This is a genomic window from Enterococcus raffinosus, assembly GCF_018917525.1.
GTDB lineage: Bacteria > Bacillota > Bacilli > Lactobacillales > Enterococcaceae > Enterococcus_A > Enterococcus_A raffinosus_A.
Genome location: NZ_JAHLOS010000041.1, coordinates 1 through 23,538 on the forward strand (window position 1 = coordinate 1; position 23,538 = coordinate 23,538).

Genomic DNA, 23,538 nt, shown 5'->3' on the forward strand with positions numbered 1-23,538 from the left:
TGCTTGAATTCTTTTGAATAGGTTCTTCGTTGACGTCTTGACATGAAAAATCCTCCAGTGTGTTTTTTATTATTCTACACACCTTATTTTTTCTGTCTAGTCTAGTGTAGCCGATTCATCATCAGTTATTGTTGAGATTGTGAAACAAAGTAATACGCCAATTTCAAATAAAGAAATATATAGAAAAATGATTGAAGACTTTCAGATAAATATTTCTTATTCTAATTTAACGTGTAATATATTGCCAAAAATGATTCAAAAAAAAGGCATCCCCATAGAGAAAGCATACAGAGGCTATTGGCAGTACAAGCTAAGAAACAGGTGATAGTAATGAGAAGTGATGAAGAATTAGACAATATTTTTCTAGGTTATATTGTCACTGTTCTAAAAAATACTTCCATATCTTACAACAATAAATTACGAAATAAACATAGCAAAGAATTTTTACTCGATATCGATGAAATTCCAGATGGACATAATTCAGCGATAAAAATACAGCGTGCGTTCATTGAACCAGATAAAAAAGTAGAATTAGAATATCTGCAAAATAAATTTAAAAATTTGTTTTCAGGGTTGAATGATAGAGAGCAAGTTATTTTCATTGAAAAATTTTTTAATGAAAAATTCGATAAAGAAATAGGTGAAATGCTGAATATATCAAGTCAAGCAATATCAAAACAAAAGAGGAAAATAAAGGATAAGATTTTACTTGAACTATTTAATGATTTAGAGGGTTAAAAATTAAAACGGTATTTCTAAAGAGGGTAAATGAGTTGGGAAGAATTATAGTAAATGTCAGAAATGCTCAAACAGGAAATGTAAGTGCTATGGAAAATCTATTAGAGCAATTTGATCCATTAATTATAAAATACTCAAAAGATTATTACGGTGTATTTGATGAAGATTGTTATCAAGAGTTAAGGATCCAGTTTGTTCTAGCAATACGAAAATTTGATTTTGCTCGATTTTGAAAAACAATAAGTTGTTTTTAAAGCTATTTCATTATCTATGAATAGAAGAATAGCCACTTTTATTTGGGAATTAATAAAAAGTGTTGATCGCCATTAACTTCCAAAAAAAGAATATTAATGTTTGGTGACACATATTACAAATTGGTAAACTCTCAAGATTCTAACCTTTTTACACGAAATCTCCACATTTGTTAGTTATCTTAATTTTGTTCTCAGGTGAAAATAAAAACACCTTTATCAAATTTTTATCTTGTCATTCAAACTAGGAGGGTTATAAATAATCAATTTAGAATATTTTAGAAGGAAGTGTTGTGTAAATTGAAGAGAGCTATTCTGGTTACTGTTTCACTGATTTTTTTGGCCCTTAAATTTCCAATAATGGCTGATGCTCAGACAATTGAGGAAAAAATTCAGGAAAAAGAGCAAAATATTGCATCAATAGTAAAAAATCAGGATTCAGCAAGAAGTTACCTTTCAGATTTGGATAATCAAATAGTATCTTTAGAAAAAGATTACAAAGGTGTACTTTTTGAAAAAAATAAAACTGAAAAAAATCTGAATGAACTAAATGGCAAAATCTCAGATTTAGAAGAAAAAATTAAATTGAGAGGAGAGCAATTAAAAGCACAAGCAAGAGAGACTCAAGTCAGTAAAGAAGAAGCCTCTCTACTATATGTTTTGGCTAGTTCAGATTCAATTTCTGATGCCGTTAGTAAAACTATCGGAGTAACCACTTTAGTTAGCGCAAATAACGAAGTAATGCAGAAACAGATTAGCGACAAAAAGAAACTCAAGGAAATGAGAGAGGACGTCACAAAGAGTCTGAATGAAATTGAGTCAAAAGCCAAGGTTTTAAAAGAGAGAGAGTTTTCCTTAGCTGAGGCCAAGTTAAATCAAAAAATACGAGTGAATGAAATATCAGCAGAATTAGCATCTGAAAAGGATGTAAAAGATAAATATATAAAACAAAAAGAAGAAGCTGAAAAGCGAAAACAGGAGGAATTGAAATTACTGGAAGAAAGAAGGAAAAAAGAAGCTGAAGCTGCTGCACTTTACGAAGCACAAGAAGCTCAAAAAAGAGCTGTAGAAGCTAGCGAAAAAGCTAAACAGTCCGAAATATCCAGTACAAAAGAACAAAAACAAAATGAGGAAGCAGCAACACCTAATAAGTCGATAAATAGTCAAGAAACAAATACTTCCGAAGAAAAGTTAACTGAAACTTCGAAAACAGAAATTACTGCTCCTTCTGAGACTATTGAAACAAAACCTGTCAAAGAAAAGACAAATTCTTCAAGTGAAACAGAAATAAGTGATGATAGTAAAACACAACCAAGTACTTCTAGTGAAGCACAACCAAGTACTTCGAACAATGGAAATACGAATTCAACCGGATGGAGAGCACCGGTTCCGAATATTTTTGTAACAAGTCCTTTTGGAAATAGAGCGGACCCTACAGGCTATTCAGGAAATTCTCACAATGGTATAGATATGGGTGGCACTTCTTCAACTCCTATTTCCGCTTCTAGATCAGGAAGAGTAGTTCAAGCAGCGTTTGATGGTTCAGCTGGTAACTATATTATTATTGATCATGGAGATGGATATTATTCATATTATCTTCATATGAGTAGTTTGATTGCTTCTGTAGGACAGAGTGTAAATTCTGGTGATACCATCGGCATTATGGGAACTACTGGTAACTCCACTGGTGTACATTTAGAATTTGGAGTTGCTACGACACCAAATTGGTCTGGATATGTTAATCCAGCACCGTTATTAGGTATTTAATTTAAAAAAATTTATCGTAAAAAAATTCTTAAATATAAAAACATCTTGTGGGCATATCTATTTAAAAAAAATTGCTCGCAAGATGTTTATATTAATAAAAAACAAAGTGAGGAGAAAAATCATGGGACATCATAATGATAGACATCACTATAAAAGAGATTATCATGACGACTATGATGATCACCATAATCATCGTGATCACCATAATCATCGTGATCACCATTATAATAAAAGAGATAGACACGATAACCATCATAGAAGAGGGTGCGTGAGTTCATTCTTTATGTTTGGGGCAATTGTGGTAAGTCCAATACTAATGTATTTTTTTCTATAGTTAAGCCTTTTCAAAAAAACAGAACAGTCAATGATGATCGAAGGGAGTGAATACTTGAAAATTATTAACAGAAACCCAATAACTCTGTCACAAAGACAAATTTTATATGGTTTTAGTATTTCTCTTTGGATAAAGTATATGTTTGCCTATGTTTTAGACTTTAAAGTAAATTTTAGTTCACCAATTCAATATGCAATCTTGTTAGTAAATCCAGCATCATCAATTGTTCTTTTTTTCTCGATTTTTTTGTTTATAAAAAAAGAAAAAAGCTTTCTAATTACATTGATTATGTTATATTCAGTCCTGAGTATTTGGTTGATTGCAAATGTCCTCTACTATAGAGAATATACTGATTTTATCACTATAAACACAATTTTGGGTTTTGGAAAAATTGCTAGCGGACTAGGTGAAAGTGCCATTCAACTTTTTCGTCCATATGATTCTTTTTATGTAATTGATCAAGTTGTTTTCATTATTCTATACTCACTAAAAAAATTAAAAGTGAGTAAAACGGAATTTAGAAGAAAGTATATTTTGAACTACTATCTTGTAGTCGCTCTTTTCGTAACACTAAACTTTTCATTGGCTGAAGTTTTTCGTCCAGGTTTGTTGAGTCGAACTTTCTCTAGAGATTACATTGTGAAATATTTGGGACTTAATTTCTATTTTTTTTACGATGGTGTTGAGACTTACAAAACTAATTTGGTCAAAGCCGAAGCAAGTCCAACAGATTTGCAACCAATTGAAAACTATTTAAAGACTAATAAAAAAAATTCTCAAAATGAACTTTTTGGAATTGCTACAAAAAAGAATGTTATCGCAATACAACTGGAAAGCTTTCAACAATTTTTAATTGATTACAAACTTGAAAAAAATGGACAGGAGTATGAAGTAACACCATTTATTAATTCGATTTTTGGAAGTGAAGATACGTATAGTTTTACAAACATTTTTAGTCAAGTAGGCCCTGGTAGAACAAGTGATGCCGAAACATTAGTAGATACCTCACTTTTTGGTTTAGAGAATGGTTCATTATTTTCTAAATTAGGAGATAAAAACACATTTCAAGCTTTACCAGGAATCTTAAAATCACAAAAAAATTATACTTCAGCAGTTTTTCATGGTAACGATGGAAATTTTTGGAACCGAAATGGGACATATAAACAGTTTGGATATGACTACTTTTTTGACTCTTCTTACTATAAACAAAATGACAATAATTCATTTCAATATGGTTTGATGGATAAAGATTTTTTTGAACAGTCAGTTAATTATTTTGAGAAATTACCACAACCATTCTATTCAAAATTTATAACTGTTTCTAATCATTATCCGTATGACAATTTGAAAGAAGCTGACAAAGGGTTCCCATTAGCTGAAACTGAAGATGAAACCATTAACAATTACTTTTCAACGGCAAATTATCTTGATTCAGCGGTAGAGGAATTTTTTGAGTATTTAAAAAAGTCTGGTGTTTATGATAATTCAATTATTGTTCTGTACGGTGATCACTATGGAATATCAAATTCTAGAAACCGTTCGTTGGCAAAACTATTAGGGAAAGATAAAAGTGAGTGGACAGAATTTGACAATTTGCAAATGCAGAGAGTTCCATTAATGATAAAAATTCCTGGAATTAATAAAGGAAAAATAGTAGAAACATATGGAGGACTAGTTGACTTAATGCCAACACTATTGAGTTTATTAGGAATCGATAATTCTGAGTATTTACAAATTGGAAAAAATTTACTAGATAGAGAAAAAGAACAACTAGTTGCTTTTAGAAATGGAAGTTTTACTACACCCGACATCTCCGTTATAAAGGAAAAAAATTATGATAACCGAACAGGAACAGTGATAGAAGACCCTTCTGAAGAGATGCTTCTCAAAGTAGAACAATACAAAAAAAGAGTAAATAACCTACTTGATGCGTCAGATAGTATTAACAACGGTAATTTACTAAGGTTCTATTCAGTTAATAATTTTCAAGTAATCGACCCAGAAAATTACGATTACACTAACCAAATGGAAAAAATCAAGAAGTCTCCCGGAAGTTTATATTCGAACAATCAATTTGAGTCTACTATATCGTTATATGAAAAGAAATCTTATTCTGACCATATTTCGGAATAAGAAGTATTAATGATTAACTAAATTTAACCTCTACATATGAATACATTGACATATGAACATATAATCATATATAATGTAGATATAAAATATGAAGGAGGAATAAACCATGTCAGATAAGCACATACATGAAAATAATCAGTCAAATAGTAATGGTGAAAATAATGAACACAACCATGGTAATTTGCCAGTCTATTTATATATGGCAGGATTGCTTGCCTTTGTAATATCCGTTTTTATAGGAGAAAAGCAACTATTTGTAAGTAATTTTCTATTTGCAGTAACAGTTTTTGTTTCTGGGTACCATGTAATTATGGAAGGTTTTGGAGATACTGCTAAAGAGAGTATACGTCTAAAGAAGTTTGAACCCAATATTCACTTTTTGATGATCCTTGCAGCTTTAGGAGCTATGATAATCGGAAGTTTTGAAGAGGCAGCATTGCTAATTTTAATTTTTGCAGGAGCACACTTTCTTGAGGATTACGCAGAAGGAAAGAGCAAAAGAGAGATTACAAATTTATTGAAAATGAACCCGACTGAAGCCAGGAAAATATTAGCTGATGAGACCATTCAAGTAGTGGATGTGAGCGAATTGAAAGTTGGAGACAAAGTTCAAGTATTAAACGGAGGTCAAGTTCCTACCGACGGAAAGATTCTTTCAGGAAGTACTTCAATCGACGAGTCGTCAATTAATGGAGAAAGTATTCCTAAAGAGAAAAATACTGGTGACGATGTATTTGGCAGCACAATTAATGGTCAGGGTACTTTTGTAATGGAAGTTTCAAAAGATAGCAAAGATACAGTATTCGCAAAAATACTACAATTAGTAGATCAATCTCAAAGTAATCTTAGTAAAACTGCAACTAAAATCAAATTGTTTGAACCGAAATATGTTAGGTTAATTTTACTTCTTTTTCCGTTGGTTATATTATCGGGTAGATTTTTATTTAATTGGAGTTGGGATACTACCTTTTATCGAAGTATCGTTTTCCTAATTTCTGCATCGCCATGTGCATTAGCAGCTAGTGCAGTTCCGGCTACTCTTTCAGCTATTTCCAACTTAGCAAAGAATGGTGTGCTATTTAAAGGCGGTTCGTTTTTAGCGAACCTTTCAGAGTTGAAAGCAATTGCATTTGATAAAACTGGGACATTGACGCAAGGGAAGCCTGTAGTTACTAATCAATTTTTTATAGACGATGTTAATGAAAGTGATATTTTGGATGTTATTGTTTCTATGGAAAAGGAGTCCAACCATCCATTAGCTGAAGCAATTGTTCAGCATTATCAAGATCAAAAAAAGTTGACGATTGATGTAAATAATGAGATAGGAAAAGGCTTAGTTGCTTTTTACAATGGCAGTAAATATCAAATTGCGAAACCATCAGAATTCACAGAGGTTCCATTAGTAATCGAACAAAAAATCGAGGATCTAGCTAAACAAGGTAATACAATTGTATTAATAGCTAAAAATAATGAAGTAGTTGGGCTTCTAGCGTTGATGGATATTCCCAATGACAATGCAAAAGAATCAATTAATTATTTTATCAATCAAAATGTTCATACCACAATGATCACTGGTGATACTGAGTTAACAGGAAATGCTATTGGAAAAGATCTTGGTATAGACGAGGTAGTGGCGAATGTTCTTCCAGAAGATAAAGCAAATATCATCAAGAAACAAAAGACCAAGTACGGTTTAACGGCAATGGTTGGAGATGGCGTGAACGATGCACCTGCTTTAGTTAATGCAGATGTTGGAGTTGCTATGGGTGAAGGTACGGATGTGGCGATTGATGTTGCAGATGTTGTTTTGATGAAAAACAATATATCAAAATTAACTTATGCACATAAGGTTTCTAAATACATGAATAAAGTAATTTGGCAAAATATAGTGTTTTCTATGTTTATTGTTGTAATGCTGATCACCCTCAACTTTATTGGGGAAATGAATATTGGAATCAGTGTTTTAGCGCATGAAGGAAGTACAGTTCTTGTGATTTTAAACGGGCTACGTTTATTAGCAAAAAGAAACTAGTAGTTGAATTTTGATGAAAAATACCTCTGAAGAGAAACAGATTTTCAGAGGTGTTTTTCAACCTTATGATAAATGCAGGGAAAAAATTTTTATACGATTATTTGTGAAATACAGTACATGGGAAGTTTTAAGGTGAATTGTCAAAGTTCTTTAGTTACTTCAGATGATAATTAATATTATTGTGCTTATTTTAAAAACTAATTTAAAAAAGTGAAACAAAAAAAACTATTAATTCAACATGTATGTTGGTAGGAAATAAATAGGAGAACACATAATCAATGGGCTTCTGATTGACTAGAAAAAATTTACAAAACTACAATAGACAAGTAAGGTTGGTGGGTGAATTGAATAGAATCTTGATTATAACAACTAATATTCTTAATGAAGAAAATTTTCAAAATAAGCTTCAGCGATTGCATTACGAAGTTTTTGTATCAGAAACAGTAATTGATTTGTTTTCTGATAATTCTAATTCCAAATATTTGGATCTTTTTCCTGTGATTATACTAAGTGAGACTCTTCCATTGCGAATGGTAAAAATGTTGAATAATAAATTTAAAAAACAGTATGTATATATAAAGAGAGAAACAGAAAACAATAAAAAAATGGGAAATGATTTAGCACAATTGACTAATAGGATAAATTCTACAATTTCATTTGAGGATTTGAGAGAGTTAATGACTACTATTTTTTCAACAATAAACGCCAAAACTCCGATTACAGAAAAGGATATAAGAGAAACAACAAGTCTCAACTATGTAGAGTGGAGTATTTTATCAGCGTTAGCAAACCGTCAGGGAAACTTTATTAGCAGAGAAGAGTTATGTAAGTTAATTTGGAATAACGATTATAAGCTACCTACAAAACTATCTCAACTTTCAACCACTGTTAAACGCATTAATACAAAATTAGCTACCAAAAGAATAACTAACGTTTATATAGATACGGTATGGGGAGAGGGCTATAGATTAATCGGAAAAATTGAAGAATTAAGTGGTTAAAAATATATTAGCTCGCTTGTGTTTGTTTTTGACTCATCAAAATGATTTATTGGAGGTCAATCATGAACGTAGATGAAAATATTGTTTCATATATGCAGGATATTTTTGAATTGTTAAGTTGCAAAACAAGATTAAAAATAGTTCTAGCATTAAATGACCGGGAGAGAAGTGTTAACCAATTAGAATCTTATTTAAAAATTTCTCAATCAGGAATTTCACATCAACTTGCGATATTGAGGAAACATCATTTAGTAAGTTTCAGGAAAAATGGACGGACACGGATATACACGTTATCAGACGCACATATTGAAGATATGATTAGATTGCTAACTATACATGCCAAGGAATGAAAAGTGTAAATTTTTTCAACATAAATCGCATGAAAGACTAATAAAGTAGTTGTTGAATTTAAAATAAAAAAATTCAAACTATTTGGTGTTTCATAAAGTGGTACAGAAATGGAACATTTTAAACTCTGGTTATAGTTAAATTTATTTAGATGTAGGAGGAGTATATGACCTTATTAATTGGTGTCACGATATTCCTGAGTGGTGGATTTGTTGGAGTAGCATCAATGTGTTTATTACTAATAAATGGCGTTGCCGAAAGAAATAATACAAATTCTCAGAATTTAAGGAGGAACAAAGGTAACGAAGAGAGGAGTCAGTGATGATTATTCTTTTGCGAAACAAAAGTAGTTCAATATTCAAAAGAGTTTCTATAAAGTTATTTGAACAATCTGATCATGGTTCAAGTTAATATACATGCTTTTCATTTAACTATCACCAAATGCAATTAGCAACTAAGAATTTCTCATAGTATATTGGACGGAAATTTCTCATACATTGGATTAGGCGGCAGTTTCATTTCTTTTCCTTTAGCTACTGTACCCAATATTTTCAAGAAGAGCAGATTAAGGCTGAAATGGTTTACAGATACAAGTATCTAATTGTTGATGATAAGAATGGCCTAATTTTGAAATATGCCTTTAAGGTGAGTTAGTATTGCAAAGCCTTTTGATTAGTAAATTGCAAAGAATAATAATTAATCCAATTGTATATGATATTTCAGCATAGAGATATAGCTTATTCATGCAACAATTGACCGCATGATGACACCAGTACGCGAAAAATGTCGAAAACATTTTTCAGCAAAATCATATAATAGCAATTCGTTAAAAACTAATTGATCGAACGAATAGCTTAGATTAAAAATCTTATCTTCTTTTAATGTGTCTTTTTGGTGAAATCTATGTAATGGTTAACAAAAATCTGATTTTAGTGAAAGCATTGTTAGATTTAAGTTTACTGGAAATTAGGTGGAAAATATGAATCGAATTTTAATTGTTGAAGATGAAGAATTGGAAAGAAATTTTTTGCAAATGATAATTGAAAAAAAGTTTACAGACAAATGTCTTGTTTTGAGTTGCGCCACAGGGACACAAGCGATAGAGTATGCACAAAAATATCTACCAAATATCTTATTTTTAGATATAATGATCCCAGAAAAAGACGGTCTGTCAGTATTGAAAGAGGTTCGGACCTTTTTGCCTAAGGCTACATTCGTAATTATTTCAGCTTTATCTGAGTTTTCTTTTGCTCAACAGGCGATTGATTTAAATGTTCACAAGTATTTACTAAAACCTGTTACACCAAGAGAAATAGAGGGGATAGTTCAAGGTGTAATAGATCAACAAAAAAAGATTGCAGATGTCGCTATAAAAATGACAGCGAATAGTAAATACGAGGAACAATTCTGGTTCATTCAAGAAGCAATTTGTTTTATACAAAAAAATTATCGTGAAAAGTTAACACTGGAAATGGTGTCAGCCCATGTCTATATGAATACGCAATATTTTAGTAGAGTCTTTAAAAAAAGAATTGGTATATCCTGTACTGATTATGTCAATAATTTACGGATTCAACATGCCTGCGAATTACTGGAACATTCAACTTTTCCATCTTTTCGTATTGCCAGTGAGTGCGGCTTTAATGATCCATCCTATTTCAATCGCGTCTTCCATAAACAAATGAAGACAACACCAAATAAGTATCGAAAACTATTCTGTCAAAAATTTTTTTAATACTAAAATGCTTTTTTAGTAGAGTAGTTTATTTTTACAATAAGTTAGATTTCATTCTCAACACCGTGGGAATGGAATCTGTTATTTAAAGACCTCATTGAAAAAAATAGAGGAGATTGCGAAAGTAGGATGGTCTACTGAACTAACAAAACGAAGGTAAATAGTAAAAAGTGTGAAATCAAAAAAGGTTCTGATCGCAAGGAGATATCAGATAAATGTAAATGGAAATTCCAATTTGATAATGGGATCAAATTAGATGCAACAGAATAGACCTAAACGAACATTTCAGAAATAAATTGTGAGGTAATTTAGTGGTAATGCAATCAGGTTTTTCTTTTGTTGAATCTATGGAAAAAAATTTACTAAATCTAATTAATAATATTTTGATGCTAGGTTGTAATAAAATGTGATTTGATTATTCGAATCTCTTTTTTTTTGGGAATTTAAGAAAAAAAAGGACAAATTGATTAGAAAAATAATTAAATAGTTCTTATGTTAGTAATATAATTAAGTGGAAATAATTATTTTAAATTTTTATTTTGAAAGGAACTGGAAATGCAAGCCAATGATTTATTGCTGGATGATGATCGTTACAAATGGTATCTGCTTCAGTATTTAGAATTAAAAAAAAATTCATACTCCTCAGTTGATCAGCTTAGTGATATTTTAAAAGTTTCTCGCTATAAATTGGAAAAATATATTCTGGAACTGCAGATTGACTTGGAAAGAATTGATTTTGAGGCAACGATAGAACTGCTTGATACAGGAGAGATAAAGGTACATCAACTGACACATGCGATTGTGAAAAGAATTCGACTTTGTTTCGTTGAACGGAGCCTATCGTTCCAACTTTTTCACCGATTTATAATAGATGAAACTAGTATTGACAAGCAAATCGAAGAGCTGCATGTGAGTCGTTCAAGCACCTATCGATTATATAAGCGGTTGAAGTGTAAGTTGACTGACGAGGGGTTTCAAATAAAGAAAAATCAATTAATTGGCGATGAGTCTTTGGTCCGAAGTTTTCTATTCGGTCTATATTATGAAATATTTAATGGGTTATCGAATCCATTTGGAAAAAAAGTTCAGCAGCAAACCCAAGAAATATTTTGTTACTTGAATCATCAGTTGAATCTATCATTACCCAAAACCAGAGAACATAAATTGTTGTTTTTTTTAAGTATTTGGTTGATTCGAATAAGAAAAAAACACTTGATGGGCGACGTAATCATTGAGTATAACGAGAATAAAGTGAGCGATTATCTTGCTACATGGTTGGATCGTCATTTTTCATTAACAGATATAGAAAAGATGAGAGAGATCGCTTCTTTATTGCTATTTTGTCAAATGATGGAAATCGATTTGAACCAGGATTTGACCTTCATTGCGTGTAAAGAAAACCAACAAGCAGAGGAATTGTTAGAAGAGTTTTTACTCTATATAGCAAATCATTCGAGATTCGAATTAAATCGATTAAAAGAAGATACTGAATTACTTTCAGGTTTGCTACGAATCAATCGTAAATGGTTGATCTATCACTTTCGCGAGACGACATCTGTAACAAAAATCCAGCAACACTATTTTCAAGGAGTTAATCCAAAACTGGATGAGCTGATTCAAGATTTTATTGAAAAATTCGCCCAAAGAGAGCTGTTTCATTCGGAGCAAGAGCGAAATAAATTATATTATGACTATTTGTTTTTCCTAATTACGCGAATCTCAGTTGAAGAGCTGGAAGATCCAATATATATCTGCATCGATTTTTCTCATGGGAGCAGATATAACGAATACATTCAAACGATGTTGCGTTCGCTCCAAAGCATGAACATTTGTTACGAAGAAAAATTGAGTTCTATGACCCAGGTATATTTATCTGATTTTTTGATCGACCGACTTCCTTGTAAGCAGATGATTTGGAAGCGACCTCCGACACCAGAGGATTGGGCAGAGTTTGGACACTTGTTGTTAACGGTTAAGGGAGACGCTTATAAATAGAAATCTATTGATTCGGATCGCACCGCCGTCAATGATGTTTTATCAGTCCAATAAACTGATCTTGTACAACAGTGAAAAATTGATTGCAAAATTTATAGAGGATCAGTCATTGCACACATTTGATTTAGCGGAGAACGATAACGTTTTAATCAATACCAATGATCAAATGGAAGAAAAAAATGTATCAATTGAAACAGGTTACTCAGAACAACAGCTGGATCAATCGTCTGAAGCAGGAGAGAGTAAACTTTCGCAAAAAAAAGTAAACCTAACTGAAAAAAATTGTCTTCTGAAAAATGGCAAACGAACTTCTGAGCAATCAACAAAAAGAACACGTAATGACGTTCTGGAAACAATTGAACAGAAAATTTGTATCTTGTCACTAGCAAACCCACCAGATGTTCAGTCAAATGGACATGAACTCGTTCTAATGTTGGCGTGTATGTCTGGTACGATATTATTCGGCACAAACATGATTGAAACAAAAATATATGAAAATATCACTTTTAAGGGGATGGAACAGGATGAAGTTTTTAAAAAGATTATGGTCATTCATGGCACTTTGCGGAATGACGCTTGGAATTTTTCCGATATCGATCTTTGCTGAGACGATTGAGGCAGCCGATGTGGTGATCAATCAAGTAAAAATTACAGATACAGAAGACCAAGAAATTTCTGAAAACAATCGTGTGAAACGTAAAGATAAAATAAAGATAAAATTGAACTGGTCACAATCAAAGCCGTCATTAATCGAAGGGAATACGAGGATGTCGATCAATTTGCCGAAGAATCTAAACTATCCAGATCAGTCTGGCAGTTTAGGTGAAATAGGTAACTATCAAGTTAGTAATCAACAGCTAATTTTTCAATTCAACAAAAACTATCAAGAAACCGAGGATGGGCGGGTACCTGATTTTTCAAGTGCGAAGTTTTACAAAGGAGTACTGGAGCTAACTGCAGAAACTACATCAAAAGAGTTGGAAACTGAAGATGTGGATTTTGGCAATAATCTTATTTCAACGCTTTATTATGACCAGAAAGCTAACTCGAATTCAAAAAAATTTGTCGAGGCGGAAACCGAAAAGGTAGAGAAAGCAATTCCTTCAATTACGCAGCCTCGGGCTCTGAATAATAATCTCAATGATAGAGGAGTAAAATTGTTTGATGCTATTACTATAACGGATGAAAATGGGAATGCTTTTACTGATGAGAATCCGGCTAAATATAATGATAATATCAAGATTCATATCGATTGGTCATTACTAGATTCGGTTGACATTACTAATGGGGACTACTATGAATACAAACTTCCAGATAGTTTCGCTGTCCATAATCCTGTAGATGAAATTCTTAAAAATGGAGGGCAAGAATTAGGGAGATTCCAATTAGATACAACTGGAAACTTGAAAGTCATTTTTAATCAAAATGCAGAAAATCTTTCCAATCGAAAGGGGAAAATTGATTTAAGTACTTCTTTTAATATACAAACAAATGAAAGAGAAGTTGAGATTGAAACAGGGATTTATGATAATGAGAACAAAGAAATTATCATCACAGTTCCAATTTTCCAAATTGATTTTTCGAAATCAGGTGAAATCAAAAGTAATGGAACGGTAAATTGGAATATTGATTTCAATAAAGACTCTAATAGTATAACAAAAGTTGTAGTTACCGATGTGATGCCCGAAGGACTTGGATATATTGCCTCTAAAGGTTTATTATTTAAAAATGGAAAATGGGAGGAAACCGCTAATCTGTATACGTATAATCCTGTAGCTCAGACGTTTACTTTTAATGACATTATCAAAACACCAGTTAGATTAACAATTAATGCATACGTTGATCAAAAGAAAACAACGATTGACACATATACTAATACTGCAAAAATTACTGGAAGTGAGTTTTTAGAACAGGATGCGTCAGCTACTGTAAGTTTTAAAGATGTGGATAACTACAAACGGTTTATCAGTTATACAGCAGAAACGGGAGAGGCAAAATGGGAGGTTTCTGCTACTTTTACAAAAGAAAACGGGATTTTAACAGATAAGACTTATGCCGGATTGGATTCTGAAGGAGCGCTACACTATCTTGTAGAAGATAGTGTCGTAATTACAAAAAAGCAAGATGGTTCTTCAGTGAGTAAAGACAGTTGGAAACTTGAAAGCACAACTAAAAATAGTTCGGGAAATACTGTTGCTTTTGAAATTAAGTTTAAGGATCCGGGTTCATATATAGTCAGCTATAAAACAAAGATGGCAAAGCCTACTTTGTCAGACACCAAAATAGACAACTATATGTCTGTTGTCGATGATGGAAATAAGAGTGATCACAGCTCAGGAGGGACAGTTACTCCTGAAACAGGAATTGGCGTGGATAAGGCTGTCGATGCAGCTAATAAAGACGTAGACAAAATGATTCTTGCATGGAGCGCCGAGATAAACAAAGCAGGTAAAACAATTAATAATCTAATTGTTACTGATATATATGAAATGGCTAATGGGAGCAACGTGAGTGCCTTATCATTGATTAAAGATGAGCTAGTGATTAAAACAGTTTCCGGTAAAGTATTGAATGAAGTAACTGACTATAAGGTTGAGATATTAACAAGACAGATACCAGGTACTTCAGAAATGATGGAGTCTGGATTTAAGATCACTTTTAAAAATACTGTCACCGAAAAATTAATGATTAGCTACAAAACGAAATTTGATATTAACAAGCAAAATGAACTAAAAGAGTCAGGAAAGTTTCCATCAGTAGCTGGGAATCGATTCAGTAATACTTTATTTGCTGAATATTTAGATGAAAATGGGGACATTCAAAAAGTTGGAGACCAAGCAGAACAATGGATAAGCAGTAATTGGTTGAAGAATGCAGATAAAGGCGGTTTCTTTGTAAAAAAGGGTGAAAACGTCCATGAAGCAATGAAAAAATTTTTGAAGAAAAACAATTTATCATTCAATAATATCTTTGAAGAGGCTGTGGCACCAGAAGACAGTGTTTATTGGATTGCAAAATTCAATTTATTTAAAAATAAAATTCCAAAAAAATATAAAATCATTGATACACTAGGTGAAGGACAAGTCCTACGAAAATTGGCAATTTATGAAACCACGTTAAATCGTGATGGAGATCTAACAGAAAAGTATGAGAGAAAACTAGAATTAGGTGAAGACTACGAATTTGAAGAAATAAATGGAGATATCGTCATTACACTTCTTAAAGAAACAGATAAGACATTATCAGTTGCAGTTGCTGTTGATACTGACGAAGATAGTTATAGATACAAAAATTACGCCGAGCTTCAAAATGGTGACGGTAAAAAGATAGTCTCTGCCGATGCGGAAGTAAACGTTTCCTTAAAAGAAGACTGGCTAACAAAAGATGGACTTCAAAATGAAGCGAACAATCGATTAGTTGATTGGCAAGTAGTCATCAATAAAGATGCTAAGAAGATTCACAATGCCACAATTATGGATACAGTGAAATTAAACCAACAGACATTTATTTTGGATGAGAATAACGAAGTGCTTGTGAAAGTTTTCAAAGGGATCAAAAATGGAAATAATTTTGAAAAAGGAGAAGAAGTTTCATTCTCTACTGGGAAAGGCGCAATGCTATTAACGGATTCGACAAACGGAACCCAAAGTTTAAAAATTGAGTTTGATGAATATATTGAAGAACCTTATATAATTGAATATCAAACAAAATTGGATCCAGGGATAGTGAATAGTGAGAAAATTACGAACGATGTAAATCTTAGCGGCGGTAAAACGGAAATTCACAAAGTTATCGAGGAAGTTATTGTAAAATCAACTGACGGTTCAGGTACTTCAAGTGGAGTAAATGGTTCATTAATTATTCATAAAATCGACAGTAGTGAAAAGAAACCTATTAATGATTCAGCTTTTTTCAATATTTATCGAAAAAACGGTGAAGGTATTTACGAAATCTTCATTCCCAATCTAGAAGTGAAGAATAATAAAATCGTTACCAGTGATGGGAGTTCGATCGAGCAGTTAAGTAATTTACGCTATGGTACTTATGCTATTCAAGAAGAGATTGCTCCAGACGGTTATGTAAAAGACGATAAGTTATATGAATTTACGATTGATTCTAACAATCAAACCTACACATTTACTTTAGAAAACAAAAAGAAAGCAAGTGTAGCAACGGATATTACACTAGAAGCTAAAAAAGTTTTGAGTGGTCGTAAGTTAAAAACCAACGAATTCAGCTTCAATCTAAGAGGCAGTGAAGATAAGATAAATCAAACGAAGAAAAACGATTCAGATGGCAATATAGCATTTGACAAGATATCTTATGAGAAAGAAGGGACCTATACTTATACAATTTCAGAAATCATTCCAGCAGAGGCCGAAAAAGAGATTGGCATGACGTATGACGATACACAATACAAAGTGACTGTCACAGTTGAAGAGAATGCCGGCAAGCTAGAAGCAAGGGCAGTGTATGAAAACGTTGAACCTGGTAAAGTTCCGGAGTTCAATAATATCTATTTATTACCGGATAAACCAACAGCAAACATTGCAATGGAGGCTCGAAAAGAATTAACTGGACGTGAGCTGAAAGCCAACGAATTCAGCTTCAATCTAAAAGGCGAGAATATCGATCAAACAGTTAAAAATGACAGTGAAGGCAAAATCTTATTTGATTCGATTAGTTATGACAAAGCCGGAATTTATAAATACACAATTTCCGAAGCGATCCCAGCAGATACCGAAAAAGAAACTGGTATGATTTATGATGATACGAAACAAAATGTCACAGTTAAGGTGGAAGAAAACGCCGGCAAGTTAGAAGCCGTGATTATTTACGAAAAAGTGGAGAGTGGCAAAGTGCCCATTTTCAAAAACAAGTATAAAGCTCTACCAACAAGCATAGAGCTTGAAGCACAAAAAAAATTAACGGGTCGCGAGTTACAAGACGAAGAGTTCAGCTTTAATTTAAAAGGCGAAAATGTCGATCAAACAGTAAAAAATGATAAAAAAGGCAAAGTTGAATTCACCAAGATTGATTATAACAAAGCTGGAACATATGAATATACGATTAGTGAGGTTATTCCTTCACAAACTGCACCAGGGATCATCTATGACGATACAAAACAAAAAGTTACGGTTACAGTGGAAGAAAAATCCGGTAATTTGGAAGCTCGTGCAGTATATAAAAATGTTGAAAACGGTAAAATTCCGATTTTTAAGAATACCTATTTAACACCGAATGTGTTGCCAGCAAAAATTACGTTAGCAGCACAAAAAGAATTGAGCGGTCGTTCACTAAGGTCTGGCGATTTTAGTTTCAAATTAAAAGGTAAAAATGTCGATCAAACAGTAAAAAATGATGAACAGGGAAAAATAACTTTCCAGGAACTGAGCTATGACAAGGTCGGGGTCTATGAATATACGATCGTAGAAGTAATTCCTGCAGAAAAAGAGCCGGGAATGAGTTATGACAAAACAGAATATAAAGTCATGGTCACAGTAGAAGAAAGAAACGGTAAATTAGAAGCCGCAGCGGTATATGAGAATATTGGAAAGGGTAAAGTACCAGTCTTTAAAAATGAGTATAAGGTCTTGCCGACTAGTGTCAAACTAGAAGCTCAAAAGAAATTAACCGGCAGAATTCTAAAAGATCAAGAATTCAGCTTCAAACTAAAAGGTGAAGGTATTAACCAAATTGTAGAGAATTCTGCCGACGGAAAGATTATATTTGATGAAATCAATTATAGTAAGTCTGGTACTTACAACTATACAATTTCTGAAGTGATTCCGGGAAAAAAAGATTCAACGATTACCTATGATGACACGGAGTTTAAAGTAATGGTCAAAGTCGAAGAAAAAGCTGAGAAACTTGAGGCGAAGGTCATTTATTCATTCAACGAATCGACTACTGATATTCCAACTTTCAAGAATCTATACACTCCTGAAAAAGAAGTGCCAGCTGGTGAAATTCTATTAAAAAAAGTGGACAGCCAAACTGGGCAAACATTAGCTGGTGCGGAGTTTAAATTAGTTAATAATAAAGGTCAGCAAGTAACTGGTCATGAAAAAATTGTTACGAGTGAAGATGGAACAATTTTTATCAAAGGATTGACAGATGGTGATTACAAGTTGATTGAAACGAAAGCACCTAAAGGTTATCAATTAGATGAAACGCCGATCAATTTCACAGTAAAAAACAACCAGCCAAGCAAAAAAGAAATCAATAAAGAAAACACTAGAATCGGTTTACCAGCAACTGGAGATTCTTACGATACTAAGACAAATGTACAAAAAACTTATCGAAATAGTAATGAAAGCAAGTCAATGACTTCAAAACGCTTGCCCTCAACAGGAAGCATCCAAAGCAATGGTTTAATTCTCTTAGGACTATTCTTCTTAGCGATGAGCAGCTTGGTTGTATTTGGAAGACACAGAAAAGTATAACTTATATAATAGAAACGAGGTGGAGTATGCATTACAGTGGAGAATTAAGTTGGTTTTCGGGAGGAGCTAGAGTTTGTTAAATACTTCATTCTCTCATCAGGATCAATGAAGGAACTAGCAGCGATCTATTCAACCAGTTATCCAACGCTGCGTAAGCAGATGGATAAGCTGATTCAAAAAGTAAGAATCAGCGAACGTAAGGCCAATGATAAAATCATTCGATTAATCCAACAGCTTGAAAAAGATGGGAAAATTGATCAAGAGATTGCGAAGACTGTAGTTCAAGAATATAGCCAATCTCTAAATAGTCTGCTAATCGACTGACAAAAGTCCCAAGTCCTTATCTTATAAGGGCTTGGAACTTTTATTTCATGAACAGTTTCAATTGGTTTGGAATTGATAAACAGCTTATTGGCCTTTATAAATTACTTTAAGTAACCTTATCATATTTATTTGGAAATCCGATTATGGTGAAGCTTACTCATGGCTCTGACCGAAACTAAGCAGGTATCTCCATTAATGAGATTTGCTATTCTTTTTTTTATGTCGACGCTTTCGATTTTTTGATTATTTACCACATAGGATTTGTGACAGCGAATAAAACGCGGGTCGATTTTTTCTAGGTCTTTAATCGGATAATAAAACTCTGTCATACTGTTTTCAGTATGAAGAATAATTTTGTGTGGTGTATCAGACGTTTCGAAATAAATAATATCATCATAATGGAAATTCTTTCTTCTGGAACCGACCTTTATAGTAAAGATGTCTTCGCTGAAGCTTTCGTGGGATTGACGCTCATTTGCAACTTTTAGACAGGACGATACATCAATCCTCAATTTTTCAGGTGTGTCTTTAATAATATAATCGATGGCTTCAACCTTATAAGTAAAAGTTAAGTAAGCCATTTCCTCATGTGTAGTTACAAAAATAATTGTACCGGAAACATCAAACTTACGAATTTCTGCAGCAAGTTCAATTCCGTTGATTGTAGAGTTGAGATCGACATCTAAAATATATAAACCAATTGAATTTTTCTTCTTTTTTACCTCACTCAACAAATTCAGAGGGTTTGTAGTCGCCAATTTTAGATTCATATCGTATTCTTCCATCATAATTGTTGTTCTGACGATAGCGGTCAATCCATCTAATTGTCGTTTATCATCCTCGCATATATAAACATTTAGCAAATTTATCCCTCCTTAGAAATAGTCAAGACCTGAGTAAATTGGTTATCTTGAACTTTTGTTTCTAAATATACTCCTTTTAATTGATCGACAATCTCTGAAAGAATGGCTAAACCAAGTCCTCTATTGTCTCCTTTTGTTGAAAAGCCTTCTTTTTTTAGTCGGCTCAATGGTACGTCAATGTTTCTACACGTATTGGAAATGATAAAGACAATATCATCTTCGAAATTGATTATTGCGACATCCATTTCTCCAGATCCAACTGCTTTTAATTCCTCAATTGCATTATCAAGAATGATTCCAATTGCCCTTACCAAGAGAACGGTATCTCTACTCGCAAAATTAATGGAGTACTTTATCTCAATGTTAATGTGGAAATTTTCTTTAGGTAATGAGAGAAGCTTCGTTGTTAAGATTCCTTTGATATCTAAATTATCGATATTTTGCAGCTCAATCAATTGTGCTCCTTTATTAAATGAAGAAGGAGTATCACTCGATTTTAAGCGAGAAAAGTAATCTTCTAGACCATCGAGATCACGTTCAAAAATGTAAGACTCTATTGATAGCAAAAGGTTTTTGTAATCGTGTTGAGCTTTTCTCAACTCTTTATACCGGGCTTCAATTTCCTTTGTATACAGTAATGTAGCGTCATATGTTTTACTTTGGATTTCAATTTTATACTTTTCCTCTAACAAAGAAAAGTACTGTTTTGAAATGAAAAAAAGCATCAGAAAAACAATTAATAGTGAAGAAATAGTACTTAATTTATCGATTGAAAGGAAAGGTCCACCATAAAAAATATATTTGCTAGTAATAGTCATTATTGAGAATCCCAGCAGCACTATCGAAAAAAATAACTGCAATTGATTTGCCATTTGTTTGAAATGAGTAAAAAAGTATTTGATTGGGTAGTAAGAAAGTGCCAAGCAGAAACAGTATAGAATAATGCGAAAAGTAATTTGAGGAATGGAATTGTCTTCAAGGGTGTGATCAAAATAAGCGTTAATCATACTTGAAGAAAGATAATTGATAATGAAGATTGTGCTAGAAGTAAATATAGAATCTTCAATATTCCGACTTTTCTGAACAAGATAGATTAATAGTAGTAAGTAACATGATAAAGCAACAAATGTTTGAACAGCAACAAATAATTTATAGCCCCCTATTATTTCAAGTTGGCCCAACAATGCTGAATAGGGCAGTACAAATAGAAAAGTGATAAGTACTTTTGAATTGAAACTCTTTTTTAGTATCAAGAAAAATATCAGAGTCAGAAAAAATTCTAAATTTGAAATTAAGTGTTCTACCATTCTATTACACCTCCCAAGAGCTTTATATTTTACAGATTATTATACATTAGTTTTCTGATTAACTAGCAATGAATGTGAAGTATTAAACAATATTAAAATACGCATTTGATGAAAACTGTTTTTTAATATATTTAACAACAAATCTAAAAAAAGAATTTATTGCTAAATAGTAATGCATAATGCCGATCAATTTGAGAAATCGACGTTGTTTTGGAAATTTGTTCTGACGGTTTTGACAGGAAAATGTTGCTTTATGCGAACTTTATACGCAAAAACGATCCCTCGTAATATAGTTTTGTTAGAGAAAAGGAATTGATAATTTATTTTCAATAGTTCGAGGGAGGACAGTTATGAAAGCTTTACTATGTGACTATCAAGAGATCATTTCGAATCTAAAAGGGAACCAATATTTTGGAAGATTTGGGAAAACATTTTCTACTAACAATGCGAAATATTTCTACGATACCGGAACGGGAAAAGTGCTTCAAGTTAATGACGACGTTCATAAATTATTGAGTTATTTGTTGGAGCATGATGGGGAATTTGATGACATAAACACTCTAAAAATGAGTAGAGATGAATTTGAGAAAGCCTTCAGTGAAATACTCTCCTCCATAGAAAGTGAGAATATCTTATCAATTCCAGAGTATTCCGGGATGATTGGTTATTCTAGAGAAACTTTAGATAAAGAATACAAAAAGGTTGGAAATCTTACTCTTGAGTTGACTGAAGATTGCAATCTTCGATGCAAGTATTGCATTTATCATCCGAGCCATCCAAATTTTAGAGAATTCACAAAAAAGAAAATGACTTTCGAAACGGCAAAAAAAGCAATCGACATTTTTAATGATCACACTGGTTACGATGAAGAACTCTATATTGGTTTTTATGGTGGAGAACCATTGATGAATTATAAATTATTAAAACAATGTGTTGAGTATGCGGAAGAATCTATGAGGGATAAAAAAATCAATTTTTCTATGACTACTAATGCTACGTTGATCACAAAGAGGGTAAGCGAGTTTTTGATCGATCATCCATTTCAAATAACTATTAGTTTGGATGGACCTTTAGAGGTTCATGACAGGAATAGAATTTTTATTAATAATAAGGGAAGCTATCAGGCAACAATGAGAGGTATCAAGAATTTAGTAGAGGTTTCCGAAGAAAAGGGAGTGCGCCCTCCAATTGGATTTAACATGGTTAATGCAGGTCCTAATATCGAGGAAAATTATGAGTTGATGCAACAGCTTATTGATAGCACAGATTGGCTACCGCCAAACCCTCCCGCTACCACTACGACAGTAGACAATGGACCGACCAAAATAGAATATGTATTGCCACAAAGTCAGGAAGAAAGGGAAATTCTTTACGATACCTATGATCCTTTGCTGAAATGGACAAGAGATGAAAAAGAAAGCAAGGAAAAGAAATTGTTTTCTGATGGGTCTTTAAATCAAGGATTACTGAATGTTCACAATAGAATAATTCAAAATGATCCTGTTGATACTTGTGGTATGAATGGCTGCTGTCTTCCAGGACAAAGAAGAATATATGTGGCAACAGATGGAAAGTTTTATCCTTATGAAAAAGTAGGAAATACTTATCCAATCGGTAATGTTGATGACGGCTTTGATATGGAAGGGATCCATCAGAAGTATATCGAAGACTATGTTGATGAATCTAATAAAGTTTGCAAAAACTGTTGGGCCATTAACATGTGTGGATTATGTTATGTCAATTGTTATGACGATAAAGGTGCAAACTTTGATTTTCGGCATGACAGCTGTGTGTCAGAAAGGCAGTTCATAGAGAATAACTTGTCTTATTATCACGAATTACTAGAAAAAGATTCTGAGTCTTTAGAATATTTGAATGAGATGGAAATGCTCTAATTTGGTTATACGCGATAAGCGTTAATAATAAATTTTGACGAAAGGAGATACTAATATGTTTGTTATTAACCCTGCCGGTCGTTTGGCTGGCGATGGAGTTCAACCACGAGCTTGTATGTGTTATACCACAGCAGGGTTCGCTGGTGCACGGAGCACAGATAAATGCTCACGCTGCGGATGTGGTTGTGATTCTAAAGGAACTTATACTGCAAGCAACAAAAACGTTGCAAACACTACTAATCGTAAATCATAAAACAAGTGTTTTGTAGCAGATTGATTCTAAAAGTAATTAAGATACATGTATTCTTCGGGAGACTTGCAACGTTTATGAAGCAATTAATATGTATTTAAATGCAGGGAATTAATCAA

At 32.8% G+C, this 23,538-nt stretch carries 17 protein-coding genes; 15 read left to right on the forward strand and 2 right to left on the reverse strand.

What is annotated here, in order from left to right:
* Positions 1-330: 330 nt before the first annotated feature.
* The 13 genes from KQI58_RS18645 to KQI58_RS18705 all read left to right on the forward strand — a co-directional run bounded on the left by KQI58_RS18645 (position 331) and on the right by KQI58_RS18705 (position 19,104).
* Positions 331-738: a sigma-70 family RNA polymerase sigma factor gene (locus KQI58_RS18645; protein WP_164872434.1), complete on the forward strand. Its 408-nt coding sequence runs from the start codon at positions 331-333 to the stop codon at positions 736-738.
* Between the two features lie 35 nt (positions 739-773).
* On the forward strand, positions 774-971 hold the full coding sequence (locus KQI58_RS18650; protein WP_240667971.1) for a helix-turn-helix domain-containing protein: 198 nt from the start codon (positions 774-776) through the stop codon (positions 969-971).
* A 318-nt stretch (positions 972-1,289) separates the two neighbouring features.
* The gene (locus KQI58_RS18655; protein WP_253296029.1) at positions 1,290-2,756 is read left to right on the forward strand and encodes a peptidoglycan DD-metalloendopeptidase family protein; all 1,467 of its coding nucleotides are present in this window, start codon (positions 1,290-1,292) and stop codon (positions 2,754-2,756) included.
* A gap of 388 nt (positions 2,757-3,144) precedes the next feature.
* Positions 3,145-5,223: an LTA synthase family protein gene (locus KQI58_RS18660; RefSeq protein ID WP_216410486.1), complete on the forward strand. Its 2,079-nt coding sequence runs from the start codon at positions 3,145-3,147 to the stop codon at positions 5,221-5,223.
* A gap of 106 nt (positions 5,224-5,329) precedes the next feature.
* Positions 5,330-7,255 (forward strand): heavy metal translocating P-type ATPase, encoded by a 1,926-nt coding sequence (locus tag KQI58_RS18665; RefSeq protein WP_127978960.1) that lies wholly within the window; start codon positions 5,330-5,332, stop codon positions 7,253-7,255.
* A 344-nt stretch (positions 7,256-7,599) separates the two neighbouring features.
* Positions 7,600-8,256 (forward strand): winged helix-turn-helix domain-containing protein, encoded by a 657-nt coding sequence (locus KQI58_RS18670; RefSeq protein ID WP_216410487.1) that lies wholly within the window; start codon positions 7,600-7,602, stop codon positions 8,254-8,256.
* Between the two features lie 62 nt (positions 8,257-8,318).
* Entirely contained in the window at positions 8,319-8,606 is a 288-nt protein-coding gene (locus KQI58_RS18675; protein ID WP_216410488.1) for an ArsR/SmtB family transcription factor, read from the forward strand.
* A 164-nt stretch (positions 8,607-8,770) separates the two neighbouring features.
* Positions 8,771-8,926 (forward strand): hypothetical protein, encoded by a 156-nt coding sequence (locus KQI58_RS18680; protein WP_216410489.1) that lies wholly within the window; start codon positions 8,771-8,773, stop codon positions 8,924-8,926.
* A gap of 657 nt (positions 8,927-9,583) precedes the next feature.
* Complete coding sequence (locus KQI58_RS18685) at positions 9,584-10,339, forward strand: response regulator transcription factor (protein ID WP_216410490.1); 756 nt, start codon at positions 9,584-9,586, stop codon at positions 10,337-10,339.
* A 555-nt stretch (positions 10,340-10,894) separates the two neighbouring features.
* A complete protein-coding gene (locus tag KQI58_RS18690) occupies positions 10,895-12,334 on the forward strand; it encodes a helix-turn-helix domain-containing protein (RefSeq protein WP_216410491.1) in 1,440 nt (479 codons plus the stop codon).
* 7 nt (positions 12,335-12,341) lie between these two features.
* Positions 12,342-12,941, forward strand: coding sequence for a hypothetical protein (locus KQI58_RS18695; RefSeq protein WP_216410492.1), 600 nt, complete (start codon positions 12,342-12,344; stop codon positions 12,939-12,941).
* On the forward strand, positions 12,904-18,780 hold the full coding sequence (locus tag KQI58_RS18700) for a Spy0128 family protein (protein ID WP_253296030.1): 5,877 nt from the start codon (positions 12,904-12,906) through the stop codon (positions 18,778-18,780). The genes KQI58_RS18695 and KQI58_RS18700 overlap by 38 nt, the downstream gene beginning before the upstream one ends.
* A 105-nt stretch (positions 18,781-18,885) precedes the next feature.
* A complete protein-coding gene (locus KQI58_RS18705; protein WP_216410493.1) occupies positions 18,886-19,104 on the forward strand; it encodes a hypothetical protein in 219 nt (72 codons plus the stop codon).
* Positions 19,105-19,229: 125 nt separating this feature from the next.
* Here the strand turns inward: KQI58_RS18705 and KQI58_RS18710 are convergent, their stop codons facing one another.
* Entirely contained in the window at positions 19,230-19,967 is a 738-nt protein-coding gene (locus KQI58_RS18710; protein ID WP_216410494.1) for a LytR/AlgR family response regulator transcription factor, read from the reverse strand.
* A gap of 2 nt (positions 19,968-19,969) precedes the next feature.
* Positions 19,970-21,274: a GHKL domain-containing protein gene (locus KQI58_RS18715; RefSeq protein ID WP_216410495.1), complete on the reverse strand. Its 1,305-nt coding sequence runs from the start codon at positions 21,272-21,274 to the stop codon at positions 19,970-19,972.
* A gap of 350 nt (positions 21,275-21,624) precedes the next feature.
* Between KQI58_RS18715 and KQI58_RS18720 the strand changes: the two genes are divergently transcribed.
* Both KQI58_RS18720 and KQI58_RS23215 read left to right on the forward strand, forming a co-directional pair.
* The gene (locus KQI58_RS18720) at positions 21,625-23,169 is read left to right on the forward strand and encodes a radical SAM protein (protein ID WP_216410496.1); all 1,545 of its coding nucleotides are present in this window, start codon (positions 21,625-21,627) and stop codon (positions 23,167-23,169) included.
* 55 nt (positions 23,170-23,224) lie between these two features.
* Positions 23,225-23,422 carry an Apre_1838 family putative sactipeptide bacteriocin gene (locus KQI58_RS23215; protein WP_216410497.1) on the forward strand — a complete coding sequence of 66 codons (198 nt, stop codon included), beginning with the start codon at positions 23,225-23,227 and terminating at the stop codon, positions 23,420-23,422.
* The last annotated feature ends 116 nt before the right edge of the window (positions 23,423-23,538 follow it).